The sequence below is a fragment of the Streptomyces sp. NPDC059454 genome (genome assembly GCF_042749965.1).
In the GTDB taxonomy this organism is placed as follows: Bacteria; Actinomycetota; Actinomycetes; order Streptomycetales; family Streptomycetaceae; genus Streptomyces.
Window position 1 is genome coordinate 203,476 of the sequence record NZ_JBHYVC010000003.1, and the last position, 25,733, is coordinate 229,208.

The 25,733-nt window shown below is 72.9% G+C and carries 17 protein-coding genes; 3 read left to right on the forward strand and 14 right to left on the reverse strand.

Annotated elements, in window-relative coordinates; all coding sequences use genetic code 11:
* From ACFXAE_RS03420 to eccD, 7 genes are all read right to left on the reverse strand, one after another.
* Positions 1 to 513: a YbaB/EbfC family nucleoid-associated protein gene (locus ACFXAE_RS03420; protein WP_384707278.1), complete on the reverse strand. Its 513-nt coding sequence runs from the start codon at positions 511 to 513 to the stop codon at positions 1 to 3.
* Positions 514 to 529: 16 nt separating this feature from the next.
* A complete protein-coding gene (locus tag ACFXAE_RS03425) occupies positions 530 to 3,892 on the reverse strand; it encodes an AAWKG family protein (RefSeq protein ID WP_384707281.1) in 3,363 nt (1,120 codons plus the stop codon).
* 12 nt (positions 3,893 to 3,904) lie between these two features.
* Entirely contained in the window at positions 3,905 to 4,351 is a 447-nt protein-coding gene (locus ACFXAE_RS03430) for a type VII secretion system-associated protein (protein WP_384707284.1), read from the reverse strand.
* Positions 4,352 to 4,379: 28 nt separating this feature from the next.
* The gene (locus ACFXAE_RS03435; protein ID WP_384707287.1) at positions 4,380 to 4,700 is read right to left on the reverse strand and encodes a WXG100 family type VII secretion target; all 321 of its coding nucleotides are present in this window, start codon (positions 4,698 to 4,700) and stop codon (positions 4,380 to 4,382) included.
* A gap of 69 nt (positions 4,701 to 4,769) precedes the next feature.
* On the reverse strand, positions 4,770 to 5,120 hold the full coding sequence (locus tag ACFXAE_RS03440) for a hypothetical protein (RefSeq protein ID WP_384707290.1): 351 nt from the start codon (positions 5,118 to 5,120) through the stop codon (positions 4,770 to 4,772).
* 372 nt (positions 5,121 to 5,492) lie between these two features.
* Complete coding sequence (gene eccB, locus ACFXAE_RS03445) at positions 5,493 to 6,965, reverse strand: type VII secretion protein EccB (protein ID WP_384707293.1); 1,473 nt, start codon at positions 6,963 to 6,965, stop codon at positions 5,493 to 5,495.
* Between the two features lie 17 nt (positions 6,966 to 6,982).
* Positions 6,983 to 8,380, reverse strand: a complete 1,398-nt coding sequence (eccD, locus tag ACFXAE_RS03450) for a type VII secretion integral membrane protein EccD (protein ID WP_384707296.1) — start codon at positions 8,378 to 8,380, stop codon at positions 6,983 to 6,985.
* 300 nt (positions 8,381 to 8,680) lie between these two features.
* Here eccD and eccCa point away from each other — a divergent pair, with 300 nt between their 5' ends.
* Positions 8,681 to 12,667 carry a type VII secretion protein EccCa gene (gene eccCa / locus ACFXAE_RS03455; RefSeq protein WP_384707390.1) on the forward strand — a complete coding sequence of 1,329 codons (3,987 nt, stop codon included), beginning with the start codon at positions 8,681 to 8,683 and terminating at the stop codon, positions 12,665 to 12,667.
* A 77-nt stretch (positions 12,668 to 12,744) separates the two neighbouring features.
* Here eccCa and ACFXAE_RS03460 read toward each other — a convergent pair whose 3' ends face one another.
* A complete protein-coding gene (locus ACFXAE_RS03460) occupies positions 12,745 to 13,962 on the reverse strand; it encodes a S8 family serine peptidase (RefSeq protein WP_384707299.1) in 1,218 nt (405 codons plus the stop codon).
* 86 nt (positions 13,963 to 14,048) lie between these two features.
* Here ACFXAE_RS03460 and ACFXAE_RS03465 point away from each other — a divergent pair, with 86 nt between their 5' ends.
* Entirely contained in the window at positions 14,049 to 17,381 is a 3,333-nt protein-coding gene (locus tag ACFXAE_RS03465) for a right-handed parallel beta-helix repeat-containing protein (protein ID WP_384707302.1), read from the forward strand.
* 54 nt (positions 17,382 to 17,435) lie between these two features.
* On the opposite strand, the gene ACFXAE_RS03470 is transcribed toward ACFXAE_RS03465, so the two are convergent.
* The 4 genes from ACFXAE_RS03470 to ACFXAE_RS03485 form a co-directional block, all read right to left on the reverse strand.
* Positions 17,436 to 18,734, reverse strand: a complete 1,299-nt coding sequence (locus ACFXAE_RS03470) for a hypothetical protein (protein ID WP_384707305.1) — start codon at positions 18,732 to 18,734, stop codon at positions 17,436 to 17,438.
* Between the two features lie 63 nt (positions 18,735 to 18,797).
* The gene (locus tag ACFXAE_RS03475; protein ID WP_384707307.1) at positions 18,798 to 22,247 is read right to left on the reverse strand and encodes a hypothetical protein; all 3,450 of its coding nucleotides are present in this window, start codon (positions 22,245 to 22,247) and stop codon (positions 18,798 to 18,800) included.
* A complete protein-coding gene (locus tag ACFXAE_RS03480; protein ID WP_384707310.1) occupies positions 22,244 to 22,921 on the reverse strand; it encodes a type VII secretion system-associated protein in 678 nt (225 codons plus the stop codon). Before ACFXAE_RS03480 ends, ACFXAE_RS03475 begins: the two co-directional genes overlap by 4 nt.
* Before the next feature lie 8 nt (positions 22,922 to 22,929).
* Complete coding sequence (locus tag ACFXAE_RS03485) at positions 22,930 to 23,967, reverse strand: sugar-binding transcriptional regulator (RefSeq protein WP_384707313.1); 1,038 nt, start codon at positions 23,965 to 23,967, stop codon at positions 22,930 to 22,932.
* Positions 23,968 to 24,192: 225 nt separating this feature from the next.
* On the opposite strand from ACFXAE_RS03485, the gene ACFXAE_RS03490 reads away from it, so the two are divergent.
* Positions 24,193 to 24,750, forward strand: coding sequence for a glycoside hydrolase family 25 protein (locus ACFXAE_RS03490; RefSeq protein ID WP_384707316.1), 558 nt, complete (start codon positions 24,193 to 24,195; stop codon positions 24,748 to 24,750).
* 27 nt (positions 24,751 to 24,777) lie between these two features.
* Here ACFXAE_RS03490 and ACFXAE_RS03495 read toward each other — a convergent pair whose 3' ends face one another.
* The gene (locus ACFXAE_RS03495; RefSeq protein ID WP_384707319.1) at positions 24,778 to 24,990 is read right to left on the reverse strand and encodes an EF-hand domain-containing protein; all 213 of its coding nucleotides are present in this window, start codon (positions 24,988 to 24,990) and stop codon (positions 24,778 to 24,780) included.
* A 152-nt stretch (positions 24,991 to 25,142) separates the two neighbouring features.
* On the reverse strand, positions 25,143 to 25,646 hold the full coding sequence (locus ACFXAE_RS03500; RefSeq protein WP_384707322.1) for an ATP-binding protein: 504 nt from the start codon (positions 25,644 to 25,646) through the stop codon (positions 25,143 to 25,145).
* Positions 25,647 to 25,733 lie beyond the last annotated feature (87 nt).

The following is a 25,733-nucleotide window of genomic DNA, read 5'->3' on the forward strand; positions in this document are numbered from 1 at the left end:
TTACGCGCCCTCCTGCCGTTCCCGTCGTCCGTCGTCCGTGCCGCGGGCCGCCCCGGGCGGGGCGGCGGGTTCCTCGTCGTCCTCGACGATCTCGTCGCGGAGCCTGCTCATCGCCGTGGGCCCCTTCGCCACTTCGGTCTCGCTGAGCAGCGTTCCGAAGAGGGACTCCCAGTCGACGCCCATGCGTTCCGGGGCGGCACCGCGCGCGGTCATCCTGGTGAGCGGGTCGAGCGTGGCGACGACCCGGCGGGCCATCTCGGCCCGTGCCTTGTTCGCGGCCTCCAGCACCGCCGCGGAGAGCTGGGCGGCGGCCATGGTCCGGTACTTGCCGTCGAGGAACTCCAGGCCGGTCAGTTCGCCCTTCGCCCCGACGGAGACCCGGACCGACCGGTCCGTCGACCGCGCGGTGACCGAGGCCGCGTCCAGTTCGGCGCGTGCCGAGGCCGCGGCCTGCTCCGCCGCCTTGAGGTGGGCCATCGCCTGGGCCACCCGGTCCTCCATCGGCCGGTTCATCCCGCTCCCCTTCCTCTCAGCGTCCCAGGGCCTGCGGCGCGCCGCCCTCGTCGGTGCCCCAGACGTCCTCGTCCTCGGCCAGCCACGTGGTCCGTTCCCTGTCCCCGCTCTCCGTCTGCGGCCTGTCCCCCGCCCCGCCCATGCCTCCCATGGGCGGCATGAAGGGCGTGCTGCTGCTGGTCTGCGTGGACCTGGGGACGACGCGGTGTTCCTCGTCGTCGACGGTCGGCGTGGTGGCGGCCGTCCGGCCGGAGCGGCCGACCCCGGGCTCGATGACGGTCCTGGTGCGCTCGCCGCTGCTGCCGCCGGCCTCGCCGCCCGCGCCGCGCGCCATCGGCGGGTACATCCCCGGCGATCCCGCTCCCGTGCCGGTGCCAGTGCCGGCGGAGGCGCCCGCCAGGGCGTCGCTGCCCTGTGGACGGCCGAGCGCCGAGGTGAGGTCGTCCTGATTGTAGAGGTTGTCGTTGAACGCGGAGGAATACGCGGAGCCCGCCGAGCCCGTGGAGCCGCCCGGGTTGTAGGCGGAGAGGTCGGGGGGCTCGGGGAGGTCGGCGATGCGCTGCCGGATCAGCTCGTCGATGTCCTTCTGATCGGCGCTGATCCGGTCGTACTCGGCCTGGATGTCGCCCATGCGCTGGTCGTACTCGGCCTTGGCGTCCTTGCGCGCCTGCTCGGCCTCGGTGCGCGCCTCCGCGCGGTCCGCCTGGGCGTCGGCCTTCGCCCGGTCGTACTCGCTCCTGGCCTCGGCCTCGGCGGCGTCCGCCCGTTCGAGGGCCTCCCGTTCGGCGGCGTCGATCTCCTCGATCCGCCGGTCGTACTCCTCGCGGGCCTCTTCCTCGTCGGTGCCGGCGGCGATCTCCCGCTCGTACTCCCGGCGTGCCTCGGCGCGTTCCTGTTCGGCGTCCTGGCGCGCCTGGTCCCGCTGCTCCTGGGCTTCGGCCTTCTCCTGCTCGTACTCCTGTCGCGCCGCCGCCTCCTGGCGGTCGGCCTCCTGGAGGGCGGCGTCGCGCTCGGCGCGGGCCTCGGCCTTCTGCTGCTCGTAGTCGGCCTGTGCCTCGGCCTTGGCGTTCTGGGCGTCCAGCCTGGCCTGCTGCTGCTCCTGCAGGGCCTCGCGGCGGGCCTCCTCCTGCTGGGCCTCCGCCCTGGACCGCGCGTCGGTCTGGTCCCGCTTGGCGGCTTCCCGCTCGGCGGCGGCCTCCGCCTTGGCGGCCTCCTGCTCGGCCTTGGCCCCGGCCTTCTCCTTCTCCGCCTCGGCCTTGGCGGCCGCCTGCTCCTGCTTCGCTTCGGCCTTCGCGGCCTCCTGCTCGGCCTTGGCCGCGGCCTTCTCCTTCTCGGCCTCTTCCTTGGCGGCGGCCTGCTCGGCCTTCGCTTCGGCCTTCTCCTTCTCCTGCTCGGCCTTGGCCTCGGCCTTCTCCTTCTCGGCCTCCGCCTTGGCGGCCTCCTGCTCGGCCTTCGCTTCGGCCTTCTCGCGCTCCTGCTCCGCCTTGGCCGCGGCCTTCTCCTTCGCCGCCTCTTCCTTGGCGGCCTCCTGCTCCGCCTTGGCCTCGGCGCGGTCGGCTTCGGCCTGGGCCGCGGCCCGTTCCCGTTCCTTCTTCGCCTCGTCCTGAGCCTTCTGGTTCTGCGCGAGGACGAACGCCTGCTGTTGCCGGGCCTCTTCCTTGGCGGCGGCCTGCTCGGCCTTCGCTTCGGCCTTCTCGCGGTCCTGTTCGGCCTTGGCCTCGGCCTTCTCCTTCTCGGCCTCCGCCTTGGCGGCCTCCTGCTCGGCCTTGGCCTCCGCCTTCTCGCGCTCCTGCTCGGCCTTGGCCTCGGCCTTCTCCTTATCGGCCTCCGCCTTGGCGGCCTCCTGCTCCGCCTTGGCCTCCGCCTTCTCCTTCTCGGCCTCCGCCTTGGCCTCGGCCTTCTCCTTATCGGCTTCGGCCTTCTCCTTGTCCCGCTCGGCCTTGGCCTCCGCCTTCTCCTTGTCCCGCTCGGCCTTGGCCTCCGCCTTCTCCTTCTCCGCCTCCGCCTTGGCCTCCGCCTTCTCCTTCTCGGCCTGGGCCTTGGCAGCCGCCGCTTCAGCCTCCGCCTTCTTCTTCTCGGCGTCGGCCTCCGCCTTGGCGGAGATCTCGGAGAGGGGGCGGTTGTCCTTGTCGGTGATGCTGGTGTCGAACGCCTTCTCGGCTTCCTTGAACGCCTTGTTGATGGCCACGATGGCCTCGGCGCCCTTCGTGCTGAGCCAGTCCTGCACGGACTGCTCCCACCGGCGCACCGCCTCGTCGGCGATCGCCTTCCACGTGGTCATGTCGCTCGGCTTGCCGTACGACTTCTCCCCGATGACGATCTCGTTCCGGAAGCCGGCGGTCGACACCACGTAGTTGTTCCAGGTGGTGTACGGCCCGGAGCCGCTGGACACCGTTTCGAAGTCCGTCTTGTCGAACTGGTTGTCGATGAGGTTGAACCGGGCGTCCTGCAGCATGTCGTAGAGCCAGCGCTGCGGATTGCTCTCGGCCCTCCACGCCCCCCAGGCGTCGCGCAGATTCTGCGCCTGCTCGAGGACGACGGCCTGGGCCGCGGCCAGCGCCCGGGCCGGCTCGGACGTCACCGTCACCGTGTCGATGGTGACCGCGGAGCCCCCGGTGCCCTTGCCGTCGATCTGGTCGGCGTACCCCTCGTAGTTCCGGGCCAGCTTGTGGATGAGCTCCTTGAAGATGGCGGCCGACGTGCCGTCCCAGGAGTCGCTGCCCTCTCCGATGTTCTCGGTGTCCCACTTGCCGATGGTGACCGCGCTGTCCTGGAAGAACTTGACGACCCGGTCGAACGCCTGGGCCGTCTTCGTGAAGGTGAGCAGGTCGACGTAGGTGCCGTCGCTCACCTTGATGCCGCGGTTCTCGAATCCGTGGGTGGAGTAGGGCCACATCGTCAGTTGATCAAGGGCGGCCTTGGAACCGTAGATGTACTGGACCAGGGCGCTGGTGTCCCAGTCGAGCTTCTCGCCCTCGCTGTTCGAGCCGCCCTTGTCCATCAGGACCTTGCTCGTCTTCTCGAACTTCGCGATCACGTCCTCCCCGCTCGGGGGCGCGGCCGAGGGCGTGGCGAGGAAGGTGATGTACACGCGGTACTGGTAGAGGTAGCTGCCTTCGGAGACGTCCGTGCCGTTGCCGGACGGCTGGTAGTACGGGATGGTGTAGTTGGTGTTGTGCGTTCCCCAGCCACCCGAGGACAGGAAACCCGACGAATAGCCCGGACCGCCCTCGTCCTCCACCCGGACGTGGATCATCGGGATGTCGTCGTTGCCCTTGAGGGTGTCGAACAACGTCTTCCGCTCCGGCAGGACATAGCCGGTGAGCAGGTCGACTGCTTTCTTCCAGTAGTCGTCGTTGTTGTCCTCGGGGTTGGCCATCGCCGAACTCCGCTACTCTTCCTCTTCGTTTCCGCCGGAATTGTCGAGATCACTGTCGACATCCTCGAAAATGTCCATGAACTCGTCCGCGGTGATGTTCTCGAGGTTCTTTCCCTGGGCCTTGGCCAGCTCGTCGATCGTGTCCCACAAAGCCTGTTCGAGATCCTCGAAGAGAACCGTCTGGTCCTCCAGGATGCGCTCGACCTCGCCCGCACCCTGCTGGATGACCTTGTTCAGGGCTCCCCCGCCGACCACGCTGTTCTCGTCGGCCATGGGGCCGAGGACGAGCGGCTTCGAGGACAGGATCGTCGTGGTCGAGATGCTGTCCGCGATGAACGTGATCGCCGGACCGGCGGTCGGGCTGTCCTTGAGGATGTTCTCCAGGGTCGTCCGGAAGCCGTCGATCTGGTTGTTGATGAAGTTCTTCAGGAATGTGCTGTCGAGGACCGTGACGGCCACGTGATCACCCTTCCGTCACCGGCCGGCGTCAGCGGCTGCCGATCCTGATGTCGCCCCACCGCTGCGACAGGTTCTGCTCCGTGTAGCGGTAGTTGGTGGAGATCTCGGTGAGCAGACCGGAGTGGTTGGCCAGCAGGATCTTGATGTTCTCGACAGCCTTGTCCCACTTCGCCTGGACGTCGCTGTAGACGTCCCGGTCGTCACCGATCCAGCTGTTGCGGAGTTCGGCCAGTTCCATTTCCAGGTTGGCCAGGATGCTCATGATCGCCTGGGACTGGCCGACCATGTCGTCCGCCGCGCCTTCGGCATGGTTGTAGTCGACGTAGATGTAGCCGTCGGAGAAGTCCATCGGATTCCTCTATTCACCGGGAGAACGACGTGAGGGGAAGGGCTTGGAGATCTGCTGGGTGCGCCGGGGTCAGTTCGACGACGTGTTGGTGCCGTTGAGCTCGTCGAACACCTGCGTGGAGCGTGAGTACTCCGAGTCGATCGCGTCACTGGTGGATCCCTGCACCAGCCCGTGCTCCGTGAGGGTGCCGTTGAGTTCGTCGACCATCCGGTCCAGGTTGATCAGGATGGTGTCGACGTGCTCGTCCCACTGCTCCAGCAGCTTCTTGTACTTTCCGCCGTCCACGCCGCCGTAATTCGAGGCGAGCGTGTGCGACGTGGACTGGACGTCCTGCTGACAGCGCTGGACACCGGTGAAGGCCTGTTCCAGCGCCATGATCCCGTTGCGGGTCGCGCGTTCTTCGGACTGCTGCATGGCCATGAGAGAACTCCCTTTTCGGCGACACTCACCGGACTGCGGCCCCCACGTCACTCCGTGGGCAGACAGAGCGTCCCGGCGATCACGACGGACGCGCCGGGGCATGGGGTGGCCAGATGCTATGCAGGCCACAACTTGTTTGGCAATTGCCCGCGGAACCGCGAAGTCCCCTTTCCGGAAGCTCAATTGAGCAATTCCACGGAATTCACGCCGCTCAAGTGAGCGGCGTGGGGGTGTCCGGCCGGACAGATCGGGCATCGGCGCCGTCCGCAGGAGACCGCCGGGGGTCCGGCTGAACGTGAGGTGACCGGGCGGACGCCAAGAATTTCCCTTGCGGACGATTGCCGACGGGGCCCGCTCACCCCCTCCCGCCCGCTAGCGTCCGGGGCACCTCAGCGTCACCCTCGCCTCGCCCTCGGCCGCCGCCTCGGGGGTCAGGTCCGGTCCGCTGGGCAGCATGGCCAGCATCGGGGACGGCATCGTCCGCGCCTCGACGCCCTCGTAGCCCAGCGCCTTCACCGCCTCCTGGGACAGCAGCCGGTACTTCACGCCCTCGTCCGTCACCAGGTACGTGGTGTCGCCCAGTGCGCTGCCGCTCGCGCTCAACGCCCTGACCAGCGCGCCCTTTCCGGCCCGTACGGCGATGGAGTCGACCTTCAGGCAGGCCGGTTCGATCTCGGGCGCCGGCGCCTGCACGGCCTCGGGCAGGGCGTTCTCGGGCAGCACCGAGGCGCCCACCCGCACGCCGGAGTCCGCGGAGTCGACCTCGGCGCAGGCCACGGAGCCGGTGGCGACGGTGACCGCCTTCGGCGGCGTCGCGGGCAGCTTCGCCGACTCCGAGCTCCGCGCGTCGGGAGCGAGATGCCCGGCCAGGGTGTCCGCGCCGAGCGTCGCCACGGTCGCGGGGCCCCCGCCGTACGCCTTCTCGCGCGTCTGCGGGTCGCCCAGCAGGAGGGCCGCCCCGGTGTCGGTGAGGGGGACGAGACCCTCCCGCGTGAGCAGGTGGTGGCGGGCGGCGGAACCGGGCACGTCGACCTTGAAGAGCTGGCCGATCCTGGTGCTCCGGCCGGCCAGCTCGGGGCCCTTCCCGCCCCGGCCGGGCACCGCGGCGGGGGCCAGGTCGGGTCCCAGCGGGAAGGCGTCGAGGAACGCCGCGGCGACGGGACGCGGGGTGACGTCGCCGTACCCGAGGGCCTCGGCCGACTTCGCCCGCTCGTCCAGCCGCAGCCGGCTGCCCTGCCACAACAGGTACGTCGCGTCGTCCGGGCCGGTGACCAGGATGCCCTCGCCCTCGCCCAGCTGCCTGCCGCCGGGCACGTCCTGCGGGGCGTCGGTGCCGAGGGCGAGCGTCGTGGTCGCCGTGACGACGCCCGTCGTCCGGGGAAGGACGCCGGAGCACACCAGCCACGGGGTGCGGTCCAGGTCACCGGTGGCCGGCAGCGCCTCGGGCCCGTCGGGGATGCCGACGGGCGTTCCGTGCGGGGTGCCGGCCAGCGAGGACGTGCCCACCGTGGTGACGCCGACCTCGCCGCCGGTGACCAGCCGGGCCGACGCGTAGTTGCGCACCGGGCGCAGCCGTCCGTCCAGGTACAGGTAGCGCGCGCCGGTCTGCTTGTCGACGATCAGGTCCTCCCCCGAGCGCCACGAATCGTTGCCGCCGGGCCGCAGGAGTCCGAAGACGAAGGCGCCGGCGCACACCAGCAAGGCGATGATCACGCCGATCGCGGCGCCGCGGTTGGTCCGGCCCAGCGGGCTCTCCGGGGCGTCCGGCTCGGCGCGCAGCATGGCCGAGGCCAGCCGGCCCATGATGAAGAGGTGCGCCTGTACTTGGTCGCGTTTGCTGTGCATGTCGCCGTTCTCCCGGGTCAGCCGTTGATGCCGCGGAGCCAGCCGTAGACGCCCATCGACCAGAGCGTCAGCGGCAGGATGCTGAGGGCGGCGAGCGAGTGCAGCAGCTCGGCCGCGCGCCCCCAGTACGGGACGAGCCGCCGCCCGGGCACGGTCCACGAGGCGATGGTGATCGCGGCGGCCAGCCCCATCAGACCGGCCGTCAGGGTCAGCCGGTCCGCCGGGGCGAGGGAGCGCGCGGAGACGAACAGCAGCAGGACCACGCCCCAGGCCCCGGCGCAGGTCAGCGCCAGCCGCTGCCAGACGTTGCCCAGCCCCCGGCTGTGCAGCAGCAGGAGCAGGGAGAAGGCCACGACGGTGAGGATCTCGGCGAGACCCGGCGCGGCCATGAGCGCCACCAGACAGGGCAGGCACACCAGGCCGATGGCGCCGTAGAGGGCGGTCATCCAGCCGTCCGCCAGCGCCGAGCGGGCGTCGACGTCCGAGGAGGAGTACGGGTCGATGCCCTGCTGCAGCTGCTGGACGTTGGTCGGCAGGGGCGGCATCCGCATGCCGGCCAACTGGAACGACAGCGACGGGACGAACCCGCCGAAGAGCACCACCACGACGGCCACCACGCCGGCCGCCTGCTGCGGCGCCAGGTCCAGGGTGATCAGGGCGGCGCCGAGCGCGCCCGCCGCGGCGACACAGGCCGCGCCGATGAACAGCGCCGGGTACACGCCGACCGCCGCCAGGGCGAGCACCGCGCCCGCGCCGCCGGCCGCGGACGCCGCCAGCAGCCGGGCGCCGAGGACGGCCTCGCCGTCGGCGCCGCCCAGGTCGCCGCCGGGCAGCAGCCAGCCCGCCAGGGCGAAGTAGGGGGCCGCCATCAGGCCGAGCACCGAGCCGGCTCCGGCATCCCCGACGGCGCGGGAGGCGGAGCCCGCCCCGGCGATCAGCAGCAGTCCGGCGGCCGAGGCGGCGACGGCCCGTATCCAGCCCGCCGTGCCCGGCATGGCCAGCAGCACGATGCCCAGCGTGAGGGTGGCCGCGGCCAGTCCGCGCAGCAGGCGCCGGCCGGCCTCCGGGCTCCAGCCGTGCGGTCGGCGGCCCATGCCGTCGGCGATGCCGTCGACCAGGTCGTCGATGTGCACCTCGGGCAGCGCCTCGGTGCGCGGCCGCAGATAAAGGTCCTCTCCGTCCCGCAGACCGAGGGAGTCCAAGGTACTCTCGGGGTCGAGCGGTGGACCGCCGAGGCGTTGGAGCACCCAACCTCCGTGTTCCAGGCCGGATTCCTCCAGGTCGTCCCCTCCGTAGCCGATCACTGTGGGCAGCAGATCGGCGACGGGGACGTCGGAGGGCACGGCCAGGTCGACGGTCCTGGCCGGAGCACGTACGGTGACGCGGCACAGGCTTGCCGTCTGAATCTCAGTCATGGGCTCGGGATTCACGCTTTCTGGCGGACCACGCGATACGCGGTGGCTGGAAGGTGGCAGCGGCACACCGGCCGGTCGCCGAACGCGACGGAGAAGTCGGACGGGGCATGCGCCGACGAGTTTGACCGTACGCCGGGCTTTTCGCAACACCACTCCGGGAGTTCAGCGTTACGGAACCCCATGGTAATTCTCCCGCCGCCGTCGCGCGGGACTCTGAACTCTTTACGGAAAACCCGCGACGTTCCCGCGAGGTTCCTCCGGAATTCCTTCCGAAATCGTTGAGGAGGACGTTCGTTGAGCGTGATCCTGTTCCGCCGGCCGGCCCGCCGCAAAGGGCCCGAAATGCCGTCGGGGGAACTGAGCCTTCAGGAACCGCCGACGCTTCCGGAAGTCGTGCCGGACAGTTCCGCGGTGTGGACGTATCTGCCGATGGCGCTGATGTCGGTCTCCATGATGCTGATGTTCATGCGTCCGGGGATGAGCCGGGACAGCGGCGGGTTCATCTACATCGCGCTCGGTGTGATGGTGATCGCGTCGGCGGGCATGATGCTCGGTCAGGTCATGCGCCGCAACGGCGAGCGCAAGCAGCGGATGAAGGGCGAGCGCCGCGACTACCTGCGGTACCTGCGGCAGACCCGGCGCATGGTGCGGGCGTCCATCGTCGAGCAGCAGCGCGCCCTCGCCTGGCGCCACCCGGAACCCGACGCGCTGTCGTCGCTGGTGCGCAGCACCCGGCTGTGGGAGCGGCGGGCGTCGGACGAGGACTTCGCCGAGGTGCGGATGGGCGTGGGCGACCAGCGTCTGGCGATGAAGCTGACGCCGCTGTCGACCAAGCCCGTCGAGGACCTGGAGCCGCTGTCGGCACACGCGCTGCGCAGCTTCACCCGGGCCTACTCCACCGTCAGGGACCAGCCCATCGCGATCTATCTGCGAGCCTGGTCGAAGGTGCTGTTCCGCGGGGACGAGGAGCGGATACGCGCCCAGGCGCGGGCCCTGCTCGCGCAGCTGGCGGTGTTCCACTCCCCCGACGACCTGTGGATCGCGCTGTGCGTCTCGGACGAACGGCGCGCGGAGTGGGAGTGGGCGAAGTGGCTGCCGCACAGCCTGCACCGGCACGAGGAGGACGGCGCCGGACCGGCCCGCATGATCGCCTCGGCCTTCACCGAGCTGGAGAACCTGCTCGGTGCCGAGTTCCTGGAGCGGCCGGGCGCCGACCCCGACGCGGTCCCGGGACGTGAGGAGCCGTACACGGTCGTCGTGATCGACGGCTGCACGGTGCCGGCGGGACACCGTTTCGACGGGCACGGGTTCCGCAACGCGGTGGTGCTCGACCTCACCGGGGCGCTCGCGTGGAAGCCGGGCCGGACCACGCTGCGCCTGGAGGTGGACGAGGGTGGTGTCGCGCTGGTGCGCACCGACCGCGACCGCAAGGAGCAGTCGACGGTGCTCGGCCGGCCCGACCGGCTGGGCACGGTGGGGGCGCTGGCGCTCGCCCGGCTGCTGGCGCCGTACCGGATGAGTGTGGGCGGCGACGACTCCAAGCCGCTCGCCAACGACGTCGAGCTGACCTCGCTGCTGAACATCCCCGATCTGCACCGGCACGAGCCGGCCACGCTGTGGGAGAAGGCGACCGGCAGTGCCCGGCTGCGGGTGCCGATCGCGGTGAGCGGTGAGGGCAGGCCCGTGGAGCTGGACATCAAGGAGTCCGCGCAGGGCGGTACGGGACCGCACGGCATGCTGATCGGCGCGACCGGTTCCGGCAAGAGCGAGCTGCTGCGCACGCTGGTGCTGGGGCTGGCGCTGACGAACTCCTCCGAGACGCTGAACTTCGTCCTCGTCGACTTCAAGGGCGGCGCCACCTTCCTCGGCCTCGACGAACTCCCGCACACCTCGGCGGTCATCACCAACCTCGCCGACGAGGTGTCGCTGGTGGCCCGTATGCAGGACGCCCTGCACGGGGAGCTGATCCGGCGGCAGGAGCTGCTGCGCGCCGCCGGGAACTACACCTCCGCGCTGGAGTACGAGAAGGCGCGGCAGTCCGGGACGCCGTTGCAGCCGCTGCCCAGTCTGTTCGTGGTGGTCGACGAGTTCAGCGAACTGCTGGCCTCGCACCGCGACTTCATGGAGCTGTTCGTGATGATCGGCCGGCTCGGGCGCAGTCTCGGGGTCCATCTGCTGCTCGCCTCGCAGCGGCTGGACGAGGGCCGCATGCACCAGCTGGAGAGCCATCTGTCGTACCGGATCGGTCTGCGGACGTTCTCCGCGATGGAGAGCCGGGGTGTGCTGGGCGTGCCGGACGCCTACGAGCTGCCCGCGCAGCCGGGTGCCGGTTTCCTCAAGAGCGGCGTCGACGCGCTCACCCGGTTCCGGGCCGCGTACGTCTCGGGGCCGTACCAGCGGCGCCGGGCCGTCGTGCAGGCGCAGGTGGCGCGGCAGGTGGTGCCGTGGACGGCGGAGTGGGTGGTGCCGCGCGCGCCCGCGGACCCGGACCCGGCGGGCGGGCCCGGCGAGCCGGAGCCCGAGCCGGAGGGCGAGGGGGACGGCGGCGGGGAGACGCTGCTGTCGGTGGCGCTCGACCGGTTGCGCGGAGCGGGACCGCCGGCCCACCAGGTGTGGCTGCCGCCGCTGGGCCGGCCGGCCACCCTGGACCAGATCCTGCCCCCGCTGTCACCCGATCCGCGGTACGGCCTGACCACGGCGGACTGGCCGCTGCGGGGACGGCTCACGGTGCCGGTGGGCGTCGTGGACCGGCCCTTCGACCAGTTGCGCGACCTGCTGACGGTGGACCTGTCGGCGGCCGGGGGGCATGTGGCCATCGCCGGGGGGCCGCAGAGCGGCAAGAGCACGCTGCTGCGGACCCTCATCACCGCGCTGGCCCTCACCCACACGCCCCGCGAAGTGCAGTTCTACTGCCTGGACTTCGGCGGCGGCACGCTGGCCGCGCTGGACGAGCTGCCCCATATGAGCGGGGTCGCGGCGCGGGTGGACACCGAGCGGGTGGGCCGTACGATCGCGGAGGTCACCACCCTGCTCGCCCGGCGGGAGCGGTTCTTCCTGGAGCACGGCATCGACTCCATGCCGACGTACCGCAAGCGGCGCGCGGCGGGGGAGTTCCCCGACGAGCCGCACGGGGACGTCTTCCTGGCCATCGACGGCTGGGCCACCGTGCGCCAGGACTTCGACCGGCACATCCCCACCTTCAACGCGCTGGCCGCCCGCGGGCTCAACTACGGCGTCCATCTGATCGTCACCACCGCCCGCTGGGTGGAGCTGTCGTCCTCGGTGCGCGACCAGACCGGGACCCGGCTGGAGCTGCGGATGGGTGATCCGATGGACTCGCAGATCGACTCGCGGAAGGCGGCGACGATCCCGCGCAGCGCGGGGCGGGGGCTGACCTCCGACAAACTGCACTACCTGTCGGCGCTGCCGCGCGTCGACGGGGTCGAGGACGCCGACGACCTCGCGGACGGGGTCGCGGGGCTGGTGGCCGCGATCGCCGAGAACTGGACGGGGCCCACCGCGCCGCGGGTGCGGATGCTGCCGGCGAAGCTGCCGGTCGAGGAGCTGCCGGAGGCGGAGGGCGAGAACGGCCTGCGGATCGCCATCGGCCTGGACGAGAACGAACTGGCGCCGGTGTGGCACGACTTCTCCGAGAACCCGCATCTGATCGTGGTGGGCGACACGGAGAGCGGCAAGACGAACCTGCTGAAGCTGGTCGCGCGCGGCATCACCGAGCGGTACACGCCGGCCGAGGCGCGGATCATGACGGTGGACTACCGACGGGAGCTGGTGGAGAGCGTTCCCGAGGCGTACCGGCTCGGGCACGCGGTCTCCCTGGACATGCTGCGGGACCTGGTGGACGGGGCGGCGCGGGCGGTCAAGCAGCGGGTCCCGGGCGAGGACATCGCTCCGTCGCGGATGCGGCTGTGCGACTGGTGGCAGGGGCCGCGGCTGTTCATCCTGGTCGACGACTACGACATGGTGGGCGGCGGGCCGATGACGCAGCCGTTCGCTCCGCTCCTCGACCATCTGGCGCTGGGGCACGAGGTGGGGCTGCACCTGGTGGTGGCGCGGTCGTCGGCGGGGGCCGGGCGTGGGCTCAACGAGTCGTTGCTGCGGAGGCTGCAGGAGGTCAACACGCCCGGTCTGCTGATGTCGTGCCCGCCGAGTGAGGGGTATCTGTTCGGGAGTGTGAAGGGGCGGGAGCTGATTCCGGGGCGGGCGGTCCGGATCGCCCGGCGCAAGACCCTGCAGGTGCAGACGGGGCTTGTGGGGGACGCGTCGTGAGGCGTCCGTACGGGGCGGGCCGGGAGCGGGGCGCCTCCCCCGCTCCCGGCCGCGCCCGGGCGGGGGCGCGGCTGCGGCTAGAGGGCTGTCGGGGGGCGCCAGTTGCGGGTGCGGCCCCGGGGGATCACCGCGGCCAGGGCTGCGAGCAGGAGGACCGTCGTCAGGCCTACGGCCGCGATCGTCAGGGCGCGGGTGTGGGGGGTGGGGTCGGCGGGGGCCGGCATCTGTGCGGGGACGGGGGCCTGCGCGGAGGGCGCCGTGCGGTCCTGGATCAGGGACAGGGCGGCGTACGGGTCGAGGCGCGGGGTGTCCGACGGGTAGGCGGTGTCGAGGAGGCGGCGGGCGACCTCGGCCGCCGTGAGGTCGGGGTGGTAGGCGCGGACGAGCGCGGCGGTGCCCGCGACGCCCGCCGCGGCCAGCGAGGCGCCGGAGCCGATGTAGTGGCCGGTGCCCCCGGGGCCGACGCTGACCATCTCGCCGCCGGGCGCGGACAGGTCGGGCTCGTGGGCGGGCGGCGCCTTCTCCTGCCGCACGCCGCCGGGGCCGAAGTCCACGACGGCGAGCGCGCCGGGCGCCGCGGCCGGCCAGTACGGGCCCTCGGGCATCTCGCCGTCGGGCCCCAACTCCTCGCGGGGCACGGCGTCCGGGGCGGCGGGGGCGACGACCAGTGCGTCGCGCCGGGCGGCGTGGGCGACGGCATCGGTGAGTTCGGCCTTGCCGGTGCGCAGGGTCTGGCCGACGTAGATGACCTGTGCGCCGCGGTCCGCCGCCGTCCGGATGCCGGCGGCCACGCGTTCCACGGAGGGCACTCCGCGGTCGTCGGTGCCCCGCAGGGCGAGGATCTCCGCCTGCGGGGCGACCCCGGTGATGCCGCTGCCCGTCTGCGGTGCGGCGGCGATCAGGCCGGCGGCGAACGTGCCGTGGCCCACGCAGTCGTCGGCCGCCGCGTCGAGGGCCTCCACCCTGCCGGACAGGCTGGGGACGCCGGTGGAGACACCGGTGTCGACCACCGCGACGGTCACGCCGCCGCCGCGCGAGATCCGCTGGACCCGGGAGAGTCCGAGCGCCGTCTGCGACCACGCCGCTCCGGTGGCCGTCTGTCCCGAGATCCCGGTGCAGGGGTTGTCCTCGCCGAGCCGGACGGGCAGCGGGGGCAGCAGCGTGGCCCCCGGATCGTCGGCACCCGGGCTCGCCGACGGCGCGGCCGGCGCGGCGGGGAGGGCGAGGGCCGGCCCGCCGGTGACCGGCAGGACCACGGCGATCGCCAGCACGAGACCCGCGCTCCGACCTTTCATGACATTCCGCATAGCCCGCATGATATGCACACAAGATGTACGGCGTACAACGCCAACTACCGCAGCAGCACAAGGAGGTTCGAGGCGTGGCACGTCACATACTCACGGTCGGCCCGGAACGGTCGGACGGCTTCCAGACGATCGGTGAGGCACTGGCCCAGGCCCGTACCGGGGCGGTGATCCGGGTCCGTCCCGGCCGCTACGCCGAGAACCTCGTCATCCGGCACCGGGTGACGATCGTCGGCGAGGGCGAACCGGGCACCGTCGAGCTCTGCCCGCGGGACGGCACCGCCGTCACCCTCATGGCCGACGCCGTGATGCTCAGCGCCCTCACCCTGCGGGGCCGTGACAAGGAGGCCGCGGTCGTGGACGTGCCGGCCGGCCAGGCCGCGCTCGACGACTGCACCGTGACCGGTGCCGGATGGACGGCGCTGCTGGTGCGCGGCAAGGGCTCGCTGGCCGCCCGCGGCTGCCGGATCGGCAACCCCGGCGGCGCCGGACTCGTCGACTCCTCGGAGTCCGAGAGCATCGTCGAGGACTGCGTGTTCGAGAACTTCGGCACCTCCGCCGTGGTCATCGGCGAGAGCGCCGGGCCCCTGGTGCGCGACTGCCGCATCCGGGGCGCGCGGGCCAACGGCGTCCTGGCGAGCGGCGAGGCCCGGGGCACCGTGGAGGGCTGCGACATCTCCGGCACCGACAAGCCGGCCATCGCCCTGGAGGGCCACAGCTCGACGCGCGTGCTGCGCTGCGCCGTGCACCACACCTCGGTGGGCCTGCTGGTGACCAGCATGTCCCGCCCGGAGATCGAGGAGACCTCCTTCGAGTCGATCGCGCAGAGCGCCATCGTCATCTCCGGCGGGGCCGACCCGATGCTGCGCGGGTGCGTCACCCGGCGCACCAAGACCAGTGGGCTGCTCGTCCTGGACCGCTCGCGCGGAACCCTGGAGGACTGCTCGTTCCACGGCTCCACCGAGGCCGCCGTGCGGGTCGTCGAGGGCAGCGCCCCGCTGCTGCGGGACACCGTGGTGAGCGACTGCGCCGACACCGCCGGGGCGGTGCAGCTCGCGGACGACTCCACGGCCGAGTTCGAACGCCTGGAGGTCCTGGACGCGGCGGGCGTCGGCATCTCGGTGCGCTCCGCCGCCAACCCCCTGCTGCGCCACGCCCGGGTCACCGGCGCGGGCGGCCACGGCATCGAGTTCACCGACGACGGCCGCGGCCGGCTCGAGCACTGCGAGATCGAGTCCGCCGGCGGCTGCGCGCTGCACATCGACGACGACTCCGACCCCGAGATCAGCGACACCGTACTGAGCTCCGCCGCCCGCTCGGGCCTGCTCGTCGGCGAACGCGGCCGGGGCACCCTGCGGGACTGCGAGATCGGCGACAGCGCCGACGCCGGGGTCGGGGTGCGGGACGGCGCGGAGATCACCCTGGAGCGGGTCCGGGTGCACGGCTCGAGGGCCCACGGCGTCCAGGTGTCGCGCGGCGGCCGGGCCGTCCTCAACGCCTGTGAGATCACCGGGAGTACGGGCGACGGCGTACGGATCGACAGCGCCGAACCGGTCGACGTCACCCGGTGCGTCGTACGCGACAACCGCGGCGCGGGACTGCGCCAGAGCCGTGCGAGCGAGCGGCTCACGGTCGAGCTGCTGACCAGCGCGGACAACGGACTGCCGGACAGCTGGGGCGAGTCGGCCGAAACGGCCGGCGAGGACGGCGCCCCGGGCGGGCCCGGCAAGGAGCCGGAGCCCGAGGGCCCGCTGGCCGAACTGGAGTCGCTCGTCGGCCTGGAGAACGTCAAGCACCAGGTGAACACGCTGGTCAACCTGAACCAGCTCGCGGAGCGCCGGCGCCGGCTCGGCATGCCGGTCCCGTCGATGAGCCGGCACCTGATCTTCGCCGGGCCGCCCGGCACCGGCAAGACCACCGTCGCCCGCCTCTACGGCAGCATCCTCGCGGACCTGGGCGTGCTCAGGAGCGGGCACCTGGTCGAGGTCGCCCGCGCCGATCTCGTCGCACAGGTCATCGGCGGTACGGCCATCAAGACCACCGAGGCCTTCAACAGCGCGCTCGGCGGCGTGCTGTTCATCGACGAGGCCTACACCCTCACCGTCGAGGGGACGTCCAACGACTTCGGCCGCGAGGCCGTCGACACCCTGCTGAAGCTGATGGAGGACCACCGCGACGACGTGGTCGTGGTGGCGGCCGGCTACTCCGAGCAGATGGAGTCGTTCCTGACCGCCAACCCGGGTCTCGCCTCCCGGTTCACCCGCACCATCGAGTTCGGCAACTACGCGGTGGAGGAGCTGGTGACCATCACCGAGAGCATGTGTCTCAGGCACCAGTTCGAGCTCGGGCCGCTGACCCGGGAGGCCCTGGCCGTACGCTTCGAGCAGATGACGCGCGACGCGTCCTTCGGCAACGGCCGGGCGGCCCGCGGCGTGTTCGAGGACATGGTGGACCGGCAGGCGTTCCGGCTCGCGGCCATGGCCGACCCGGCGGAGAACGACCTGACGCTGCTGCTGCCGCAGGACGTCGGCGACGCGGAGGCGGCGGCCGTCGGCGGCGGCACGGCACAGGACGCCGACGACGCGTCCGACCCGATGGCCGAACTCACCGCCATGGTCGGGCTCGCGGCCGTGAAGCGGGAGGTCGCCGACCTGGTGAGTCTGCTGACCAACGCCCGGCAGCGGATCGCCGCGGGACTGCCCGCCCCCCGGATCAGCAACCACCTCGTCTTCAGCGGGCCGCCCGGCACCGGCAAGACCACCGTCGCCCGGCTGTACGCCAGGCTCCTGCACTCGCTGGGGGTGCTCCCCCGCGACTCCCTGGTGGAGGTGGCGCGGGCGGACCTGGTGGGCCAGTACGTCGGCCACACCGCCCAGCGCACCAAGGACGTCTTCACCAGCGCGCTGGGCGGGGTGCTGTTCATCGACGAGGCCTACACCCTGACCCCCGAGGGATCGTCCAACGACTTCGGCCGCGAGGCCGTCGACACCCTGCTGAAGCTGATGGAGGACCACCGCGACGAGATCGTGGTGGTCGTCGCCGGGTACACCGAGGAGATGAGTCGTTTCCTCGCCTCCAACCCCGGCCTGACGTCCCGGTTCTCCAAGTTCGTGACGTTCGAGGACTACAGCACGGACGAACTGGTCACCATCGTGTCCCGGCACGCCGCGGCCTCCGGGTACGAGTGCGCCGACGCCACCGTCGAGGCGCTGCGCGCCCATGTGGACGCCATCCCGCGCGACCGGTCCTTCGGCAACGCGCGGCTCGCCCGGCAGCTGCTGGAGACGATGATGACGAGCCAGGCCCGCCGGCTGGGCGGGCTGAGCTCGCCCAGCCTCGCCGACCTGACGACGCTGCTGCCGGAGGACCTGCCCGTCCGGCAGGTCCTGGGGCAGCGACCCGCCCGGTGAGGACGGACGCCCGCCGGCCGGTGCCGGCGGGCGTCCGCTGCGCTGTCGCGCCCCTCAGACGTTGAACTTGACGGACTCCAGCCACAGGTCCGGCTCCAGCGACCCGCCGAACCTCCAGCCCTGGGACGACTCGCACATGTAGGCGCCCCAGTCGTGCCCGCCGAGCTTGTGGTGGTGGCAGACGTTGCCGTCGTCGACGCCGATGGCGTAGCCGCTGAGGTTCGGCGCGTTCGAGGCCGCGCTGCCCAGCGTCAGGTCCGTCCCGTCGGCCGCACCCGACCACGCGGTCGTCCAGCCGTCCTTCTGGACGAACTCGTTGGCGGACACCCTCTTGACGCCGACCACCGCGATGTTGATGGCCGTGATCGGCAGCCCCTTGCCCGACATGGCCCCGTCGCACCTCGGGGTCGTCCAGCCGGCGCCCTTCCTGTGGACCCGGTAGCAGATGTGCCGGCCGGGATCCGAGGCGGCCAGCCGCTGGACGGCGTAGGCGGCGGTGTTCGGCGGGACCTCGGGAGCCTCACGCTCCTCGACCCGGGCCTTCGCCTTCTCCGTCTTCTTCTCCGTCGCCTTGGGCGACTCGCTGACCGGGGCCGCCGGACTCGTCACCGGAACCGCCTTCTCGACGACGGGTTTCGGCTTGGCGGACGGCTTCTTCGTCGAGGGCTCCGGTGTGGGTTCCGCCGGGGCGTAGTCGCCCTTCGGCACCTCCAGGGGCTCCTCCTCGAGCAGGGTGTCGGACCCGGCGGCCACCGCCACGTCCTCCTTCTTCTTCTCCCGCGAGTCGTCCGTGGCCCAGATCAGCAGCGGCACGGCCAGGAGGACGACGCCCGCGATGCCGGCGGCGGCGAGCAGGGGCTTCTTCGGGTTCCCGGACGGCGGTCCGTCCGCACCGGCACCGGCCGCGGCGGTTCCACCGACCCCGCCGATCCCGCCGGCCGCGCCGGCTGCGGCGTCCGGGGCGACCCGGGCGGCCGCGGCCGGGTCGGCGGCGCTCCCGCTCTCCGCTTCCGACCGTTCTTCCGACCGCTCCTCCGGCCGCTCCTCCGGCCGCTCCTCCGCGGCGGACGCCACCGACGCGGTGGCCGCCCCGGCCGGTTCCTCGGCCGTGGCGGCCGTGGCGGCGGGCTGCTCGGGGGCGGCCCCGCTCTCGGAGGTGTCCGGGGCCGGCCGGGCCGCCTCCGCTGCCCCGCCGCCCTCGTCCGGCTCCGGTGCGGCCGTACGCCGTGCGGCCGGTGCCAGCATCGGGCCGGGGTCGGACGCCGCCGACCCGAGGGAGACGGCCCTGCGGACGGACGAACCGCCCGTGCCGTCGGGCCCCTCGGAGGCGGGCGGCTTCTTCTGACTTGCCATCGTTCTCCTCGATCTGTGTGGACTGTGGGGTGATGGGTGGTCGTGCGGCGCGGCCCCCGCTCGCTATCCGTCCTGGCCCACAGGCCCGGAACAGCGCTCCGGCCACTGCGGGTCGTCACCTGCGCGGAAGCCCTTGGCCAGCGCCTCCTCGAGGTGCGTGAGGGCCTTGAGGTCCAGCCCGCTCAGTTCCTCCGACCCGTCCATGTAGGCGGTCGCGTTCCCGGGGAGCTCACGCAGCAGGACGACGGACGGGCCCGCGGGCACGGTCCGTACCCCCAGCACCCGGAAGCCGGTCCCCGGCACGAAGACGATCTCCTCGTACGTCTCCGTGGAGCCGCCCGGCCGGTCGAGCAGTTGCCGTACCTTGCGTCCGGTGACGGACCAGATCGCGTAGCGCACGGGGGCCCCGGCGGGGAGTGCCGAGGTCCCGGCCAGGGCGCTGACCGGGGCGGGATCGTGCAGCAGCGTGCCGACCGCCGGTTCGGGTCCGTCGGCGTCCCCTCCGCGCAGGGCCACGCCCCGGTAGGAGGGCAGCCGGCGCAGAGCGGACGCCAGACAGCCGGCGTACGGCAGCAGACGTCCCTCGCCGGTGTGCAGGTCCCTGATCAACTCGCGGTGGTGCAGGGGCCCTTCCTCGGCGGTGAGGTAGGCGTGCGCGGCGATGAGATCGGCCCGCGCCGCCTCCAGTTCGTGACCGCGCAGGGCGGGCATCCGGGTGAGCACCCGCGACACGGCGGCGGCGTGTCCCTCCCAGGCACCGGCCGCGGCGTCCCGGAACGCGGCACGCTCGGCGGCCCCGCTGACATGACCGGGCACGAACGGAAGGGCGGCACGGTCCGGGGCGGGCGCCGCACCGCTCCGACCCCGTGGTCTCGTTCTCGTCCCCGCCTCGGTACGCACGGTCCGGCCACCGTCCGGCCCCGGGCCGCCCCCCTCACCGGCGGCGCGCCCCGCTCCGCCGACGACACCGTCGGCCCCGGGGCGCGCCCCGGCCGAGGAGGCGGACCGAGGCCCCGCGGCCTCCGGACCCGCCCCGCCGTCCGGCGCCGCCCCGGGCCCGGAAGCCCCCTGCTTGCTCCCCGTGTCGGCCTCGGCCCCGGTCTCGGGCAGTCCGGCAGTGGCGGGCCGTCCGGTGGGCCGTCCCTCCGGACGGGGTTCCGAGGACTCGGCGGGCACGGACGCCCCGGGCTCCGCTTCCCCGGGTTCGGCGACCTCCGGCAAAGACCCCGGCGGCACCCCCTCCGCTCCCCCGGGACCGGCGGCATCCGCATCCGCTCCGGCGGGACCGGCGGCATCCGCATCCGCTCCGGCGGCCCCGCCGGCCGGAGGGGAGTCCGGCGCCGGGACGGACCCGGCGACCGAAGGACCGCCGGCGGCACCGCTCGCCTCGGCGGCGGGCGCGGGTGCCGGTACACCGGGCTCGGCGGTCTCCGGGTCGGTGGCGGCCGTACCGTCACGGCGTGCCGTCCCACCGTCGGACTCGGCAGCCGGCAGGGCCGCGGTCGTACCGGACCCATGGGCCACCCCGCCGGACGACGAAGCCCGGCCGGGTCCGGCAGCCCTCGGGCCACCAGCGGCCGTACCGGCCCCCCGGCCCGGCACACCGGACGACGAAGCCCGGCCGGGTCCGGCCACCGGCGGATCGGCGGCAGCCCCACCGCCGGATTCGGTGGCCGGGAGAGCGGCGGCCGTACCGGGCCGATGGCCCACGCCACCGGACGACGAAGCCCGGCCGGGCCCGACGACCGGCGGGCCACCAGCGGCCCCACCAGGCCGACGCACCATCCCACCGCCGGACCCGGCAGCCGGCGGGGCAGACGTCGTGCCGGGCCCATGGGCCACCCCACCGGACGGCACAACACGACCGGGCGCCATGACCGGCGGACCACCAACGGCCGTACCGGCCCCCCGGCCCGACGCGCCGGGTTCGGCGGCAGTTCCGCCGACGCCGGCGCCGGGCAGGGCGGCGGCCGTACCGGGCCGATGGCCCACGCCACCGGGCGGCGCGGCCCGGCCGGGCTCCGCAGCCGTGACCGGCCGCCCGGTCGCCGTACCGGACCACGGCGACCGGGCGGTGGTGACGTAGCGGATGTTCGGTATGCCGTGTTCGGCGGCCAGGCGGCGCAGGGCGCCGTCGCCCGCCAGGAGTCTGCCGCGGACCAGCAGGGTGGCGCGTGACCGGACGTCGGTTCCGAGGCCACGCACGAGGCGGGACAGCGCGGGCAGCAGGGTGTCGTCCAACGGCTGTCCCGGCATGCCCAGTTCGATGGCGCACACCTCCGGGTCGACGGCCGGTCCGAGCGGTCCGGGACGGGGGCCGTCCGGTGCCCACAGGGCGAGACCGGCCCGGGTCACCGTCGCCTGCCAGCGGTCCGTCAGCCGTACCGTCCCCCGCTCGCTGCCGCCGAGGATCCAGTCGGGCGGGTGGAGCTCCGTCGGCCTGGGTACGGGAGCCCGTCCCTCGGAGTCGACCGGCCCGCAGACCACGGACGACACGAACGGCCGCCAGCTCGGCCTGCCGTCCAGCCCGACCAGCGTGGGCCGGGGAGGTGTTCCGGGCGGTGCGTGGTCGTCGAGCAGCGGCAGGCCGGTGAGCACCTCCACCTCGGTGCCCAGCAGATCGGCGACCGACTGCCCGGTCCTCAGCAGGTCGCGCCGGCCGCCGGGCGCGAGCCGGGTGCGGGCGCGCTCCGCCTCCGGCAGCCCCGCGAGGACGGCGGCGACCTCGTCGGCGGCGACGTCCTCCGCCTGCGGAGCGCCGACCAGCACCGTCAGGCGCTCGAAGTCGACGGGCACGGAGAAGCACAGGTCGTCGGGGGCCGGTCCGGGCGCCTCGGCCGGGCGGATCACCACGCCCGCCGGGATGCGGTCCACGACACAGCCGCCGGCCGTGCGCGCGGGCACCCCGTCCAGCGCCTCCTCCCAGGCGGGCGCCGGTGCGCGCCGGCCCGCCCTCCGGGGCTCCGCACCGGGCGCGAACCGCCACCAGGAGCAGCCGGGGCGGGAGTCGCCGTGGACGAAGAGCGCGCCGCCGGGCGTGATCAGGACGGCCCCGTCCGGAGCCGTCACTTCCAGTTCCCAGGCGTCCGCGATCCTGCGGGCGACGCTGGGCCGGTCCGGCCGGTCGTCACCGGCGCCGGACATCACGAGCCGGACCCGGCCGGTGCCCCGCGCGCGGAGGGAGTCGAGGAGCGCGCCCAGCCGTGCCCAGTGGTCGGCGTCGGGCGCCCCACCCCCGGCGGCGGAGCCCACGATCACCGTGACGACGTCCTCCTCCCTCCCGACGGCGCCCGCCACCTCGGCCACGACGTCCAGCGGGAACGAGTCGTCCTCGACCGAACGCACCAGCAGCACGCCGTCGACGTCCTCGACCGGCGGACCGCCGACGCCCCGGTTTCCGGTGCCGTTCGCACCGTCGTTCGCGCCGGCGGCCGGGCTCGCCGTGCCGCGGCGGCCCGTACCGGAGCCGGACCTGCGGCCCCGGCCCGGCATCACGGACGACCAGCGGCTCACGCGTCCGTCCCCCGCACCGGGCGAACGGCCTCGGTCAGCACCCGCGCGGTACGGCCCACGGGCACGGCGGCGGGGGGCCGCTCCCGCGCACCGTCCCGGACCGCTTCGCGCACGGCGCCGGGGTCCAGCAGCATGCTCACCGCGGCCGAGGGGTTCAGATACAGCACGTGTCCCTCGGGGACACGCGTCACGAGGTCGTCCGCGCCGACGAGCTCGAACGCGAAACGCCCCGAGGTGTGCAGGAACACCGACGAGGTGAACACCGGCACGACCGGCGTCCCGTCCGGCGCCACCGCACTCAGCGGGCCGCCGTCCGGCGCCGTCAGCACGGCCACCTCGCGCCCCACCAGCGCGGCCGGCACCGCCTCACCGGGCCCGTATCCGGTCGACGCGAGCTGGACGGCGCGGTCCACCTCGTCCGCCGGCTCGGGCCAGTCGAGCGCACGCGGGGACGGCCGGTACTCGGGGTTGTCCTCCCACTCGACGATCTCGCCGTCGAGGCCGGACCGCCACCGGCCGGTCATCGCCCACTCCGGGGGCTTCCCCTCCCCGGACCACATCGGGTCGACCACCCCCAGCCAGTGGTCCGGGGCGAGGCGGCCCGCCTCACGGATGTCGTCCGGAACGGGCGGAAGCGCCTCGTCCTGCGGAAGCGCCTCGTCCTGCTGGCTCATCACGGTCCTCATTCGGTGGATCGGGACGACGGTGCGGTCCGTGCCGGGTCGTCCGGGTCGTCGTGCCAGAGGAGGCGGCGCGCGGTCGTGGCGTCCGTGACGACTCCGGTGAGCAGTCCGGACCTCAGTACGGCGCGGACCGCCCCGGCGCCGCGTCCACCGGCCGTGACACCGATCAGCTCCGCGACACCGCGGAGTTCGGCGGCGCCGACGGCGATCGTGCGGGCGCTCAGCTCGGTGGGGATCACCCGGCCCGCGGCGTCCAGGACATGGCCGGCCACCTCGGCGCACGCTCCCGCCTCCCGGAGCCTCTCCCGCTCCCGCTCGGACAGGGCGCCGTACACCGTGGAGTGCGGGGCGTCCCACGCCGCGATGCCGACGACGGCCTTGGTGACCAGGCCGAACCGGTCCAGCGTCTCGGCGGTGGCGGGCTGGCTGCGCAGGACGGCGGCCGTCGCCGCGTCGGGCAGGAGGAACGGGGTGTGGAGCGGGAACGCCCTGCCCCCGCCCGCCGCGGCCGTACGGCGGACCGCGGTGATCGCGGCGTCATGGGCGAGGTCCCGCCCGTGCACCCCGGTCAGCTGGACCACGTCGCACAGCGGCAGCCGGGTGACCGCCTCGCTCAGCGCGTCCACCGCGTGGCTGCCGTCCAGCCCGAGGACGTCACCTTCCTCGGCGATCTCCGAGATCAGCCGGGCCGCCGCCGTGCCGAGCCAGCGGCCGCTCTGACGCTGGTCCGCCGGCGCCGCCGTACCGCCCTCACCGCGGCCCAGGTTGACAACGATGCCGTGCCGGAGCCCGAACCGCTCGGTCAGCGCCCGTCCGAGCGGGACGTCGATCTCGGCCGGGACGGTGATGTCGATCCGCACGATGTCGTGGGCCACGGCCGCGTCGAGGAGGCGCGCCACCTTGAACCGGCTGATGCCGAACTCCTTGGCGATCTCCACCTTCGACCGCTGCTCCAGGTAGAAGCGCCGGGCGACCGCGGCGGCGAGGAGCGTGTCGATCGGCGCGGTTAACGCCACCACCTCAGCCGGTTCGGCCATGTCGTCTCTCCGCGCTCTCATCGGTCGTCAGCTCGCGCCAATTCTCCGGCCAGTTCATCTGTGCGAAGTGATCAGAACATGACGAAGAAGCGACATTGGAGTGACACCAGAGACGTCAGTGACTGCTGAGACCGAACTTTCCACATCCCGAACGGGTCGCCCGTGCCAGGGTGAGGGAAGAAAACATTCGACTCCCCTCCCCCCACCAGCGCCTCAGGGAGCCCCATGCTGCGCGGCATCGACGTGAGTGCGTACCAGCCCTCCTCGTACGACACCGACGGCCTGTCCTTCGTCTTCATCAAGGCGACGGAGGGCCGTTCGTACACCAACCCCAAGCTCTCGGCCCAGACGGAGAGGGCCCGCGACGCCGGTCTGGTCGTCGGTTTCTACCACTTCCTCTGGCCGGGCAACCTCACGGCCCAGGCGGAGTACTTCGTGAGCAAAACCCCGGAGAAGCGGGGCGACATTCTCGCGGTCGACTGGGAGACGACCGGCGAGGGCACGCACGCGAGCAACGCGGAGAAGGACCGCTTCATCAAGAAGGTGAAGGAGCTGCGGCCGCACCACAGGGTGATCCTGTACTGCAATCGGAATTTCTGGCTGACCGTCGACACGACCTCCTACGACGGCGACGGCCTCTGGATCGCCGACTACGTCACCGCCGGAAAGCCCCGCATCCAGGCGAAGTGGCGCTTCCACCAGTACACCGACGACCCACTGGACAAGAACGTCGCGGACTTCTCCAGCGGGTCGGCGCTGAAGGAGTGGGCCCAGGACGCCTGACCCCCGGCACCCACTCGCGGGCCACCCCTACTTGTTCAGGTGCGCCCAGAACTCGTCGAAGGACAGGAGCCTGTCGCCGTTCAGGTCCTGGGACCTGATCACGGCCTCGGCGACCGCCTCGGTGACGTTCCAGTCCCCGCCCTGGGCCAGGGCGGTCTTGAACTCGGCAGCGGTGATGAACCCGTCCCCGTCCGTATCGATCCGCTCGAACTGTTTGCGCGCTTCCTCGATGTCCGCCACCGGTCCGCCCCTCATCTCGTACTTTGCCGTCTTGCTGACGCGGGTCAGATTATCGGGCCGCCTGAGACTTCAGTGCGGCGACCACCCACCGGTGGGCCTTCCCGCGGGTGGAGACTCGATGAGCGCGGGTGGCCGACACACCGCGGGAGCCTTCAGCGGTCCGTCACGCGGATCTCGAACCAGGTGGTCTTGCCGCGGGGCAGCAGGTCCACGCCCCAGCGGTCGGCGAGCCTGTCGACGAGGAAGAGGCCCCGGCCGCTGATGTCCATGGCCTGGACCGGCATGAGACAGGGCAGTCCGCGGGACGGGTCGCGGACCTCGATCCGGATCCAGCCGCGCCGGTGCCGCATGCGGAGGCCGAAGACGCGGGCGCCGGTGTGCCGTACGGCGTTGCCGACCAGTTCGGAGACGAGCAGGACGGCGTCCTCGGCGGTCCTGGCGGCGAGGCCCCACTCCCGCAGGACGACCACCTGGACGAGCCGGCGGGCGGTGGCGGCGGACTCGGGGCGGGACGGCAGCGGAACTTCCGCCTCCGCCGGGTTGCCGTACAACTCAACTGCCTTCAGGGCGCGTTCGTCCTCGACCGTCGGCGACCAGCGCGACGCGGTCGCACGTCCGTCTCCCCGCGGCTGCTCCATGCCCTCCAGCCCCGCCATGCCCCCATCATGGCCGCCCGAGGGGACCCCGGGGGCCGTTCCGGGGGAATGCGCCCCCCGTACGCCCCTGCCCGGCAAGAGGTCGGC

Coding starts and splice junctions, on each gene's coding strand:
- ACFXAE_RS03420 (WP_384707278.1), bottom strand. CDS start 513: ATGAACCGGCCGATGGAGGACCGGGTGGCCCAGGCGATGGCCCACCTC.
- ACFXAE_RS03425 (WP_384707281.1), bottom strand. CDS start 3,892: ATGGCCAACCCCGAGGACAACAACGACGACTACTGGAAGAAAGCAGTC.
- ACFXAE_RS03435 (WP_384707287.1), bottom strand. CDS start 4,700: ATGGACTTCTCCGACGGCTACATCTACGTCGACTACAACCATGCCGAA.
- ACFXAE_RS03440 (WP_384707290.1), bottom strand. CDS start 5,120: ATGGCCATGCAGCAGTCCGAAGAACGCGCGACCCGCAACGGGATCATG.
- eccB (WP_384707293.1), bottom strand. CDS start 6,965: ATGCACAGCAAACGCGACCAAGTACAGGCGCACCTCTTCATCATGGGC.
- eccD (WP_384707296.1), bottom strand. CDS start 8,380: ATGACTGAGATTCAGACGGCAAGCCTGTGCCGCGTCACCGTACGTGCT.
- ACFXAE_RS03460 (WP_384707299.1), bottom strand. CDS start 13,962: ATGAAAGGTCGGAGCGCGGGTCTCGTGCTGGCGATCGCCGTGGTCCTG.
- ACFXAE_RS03470 (WP_384707305.1), bottom strand. CDS start 18,734: ATGGCAAGTCAGAAGAAGCCGCCCGCCTCCGAGGGGCCCGACGGCACG.
- ACFXAE_RS03480 (WP_384707310.1), bottom strand. CDS start 22,921: ATGAGCCAGCAGGACGAGGCGCTTCCGCAGGACGAGGCGCTTCCGCCC.
- ACFXAE_RS03485 (WP_384707313.1), bottom strand. CDS start 23,967: ATGGCCGAACCGGCTGAGGTGGTGGCGTTAACCGCGCCGATCGACACG.
- ACFXAE_RS03490 (WP_384707316.1), top strand. CDS start 24,193: ATGCTGCGCGGCATCGACGTGAGTGCGTACCAGCCCTCCTCGTACGAC.
- ACFXAE_RS03500 (WP_384707322.1), bottom strand. CDS start 25,646: ATGGCGGGGCTGGAGGGCATGGAGCAGCCGCGGGGAGACGGACGTGCG.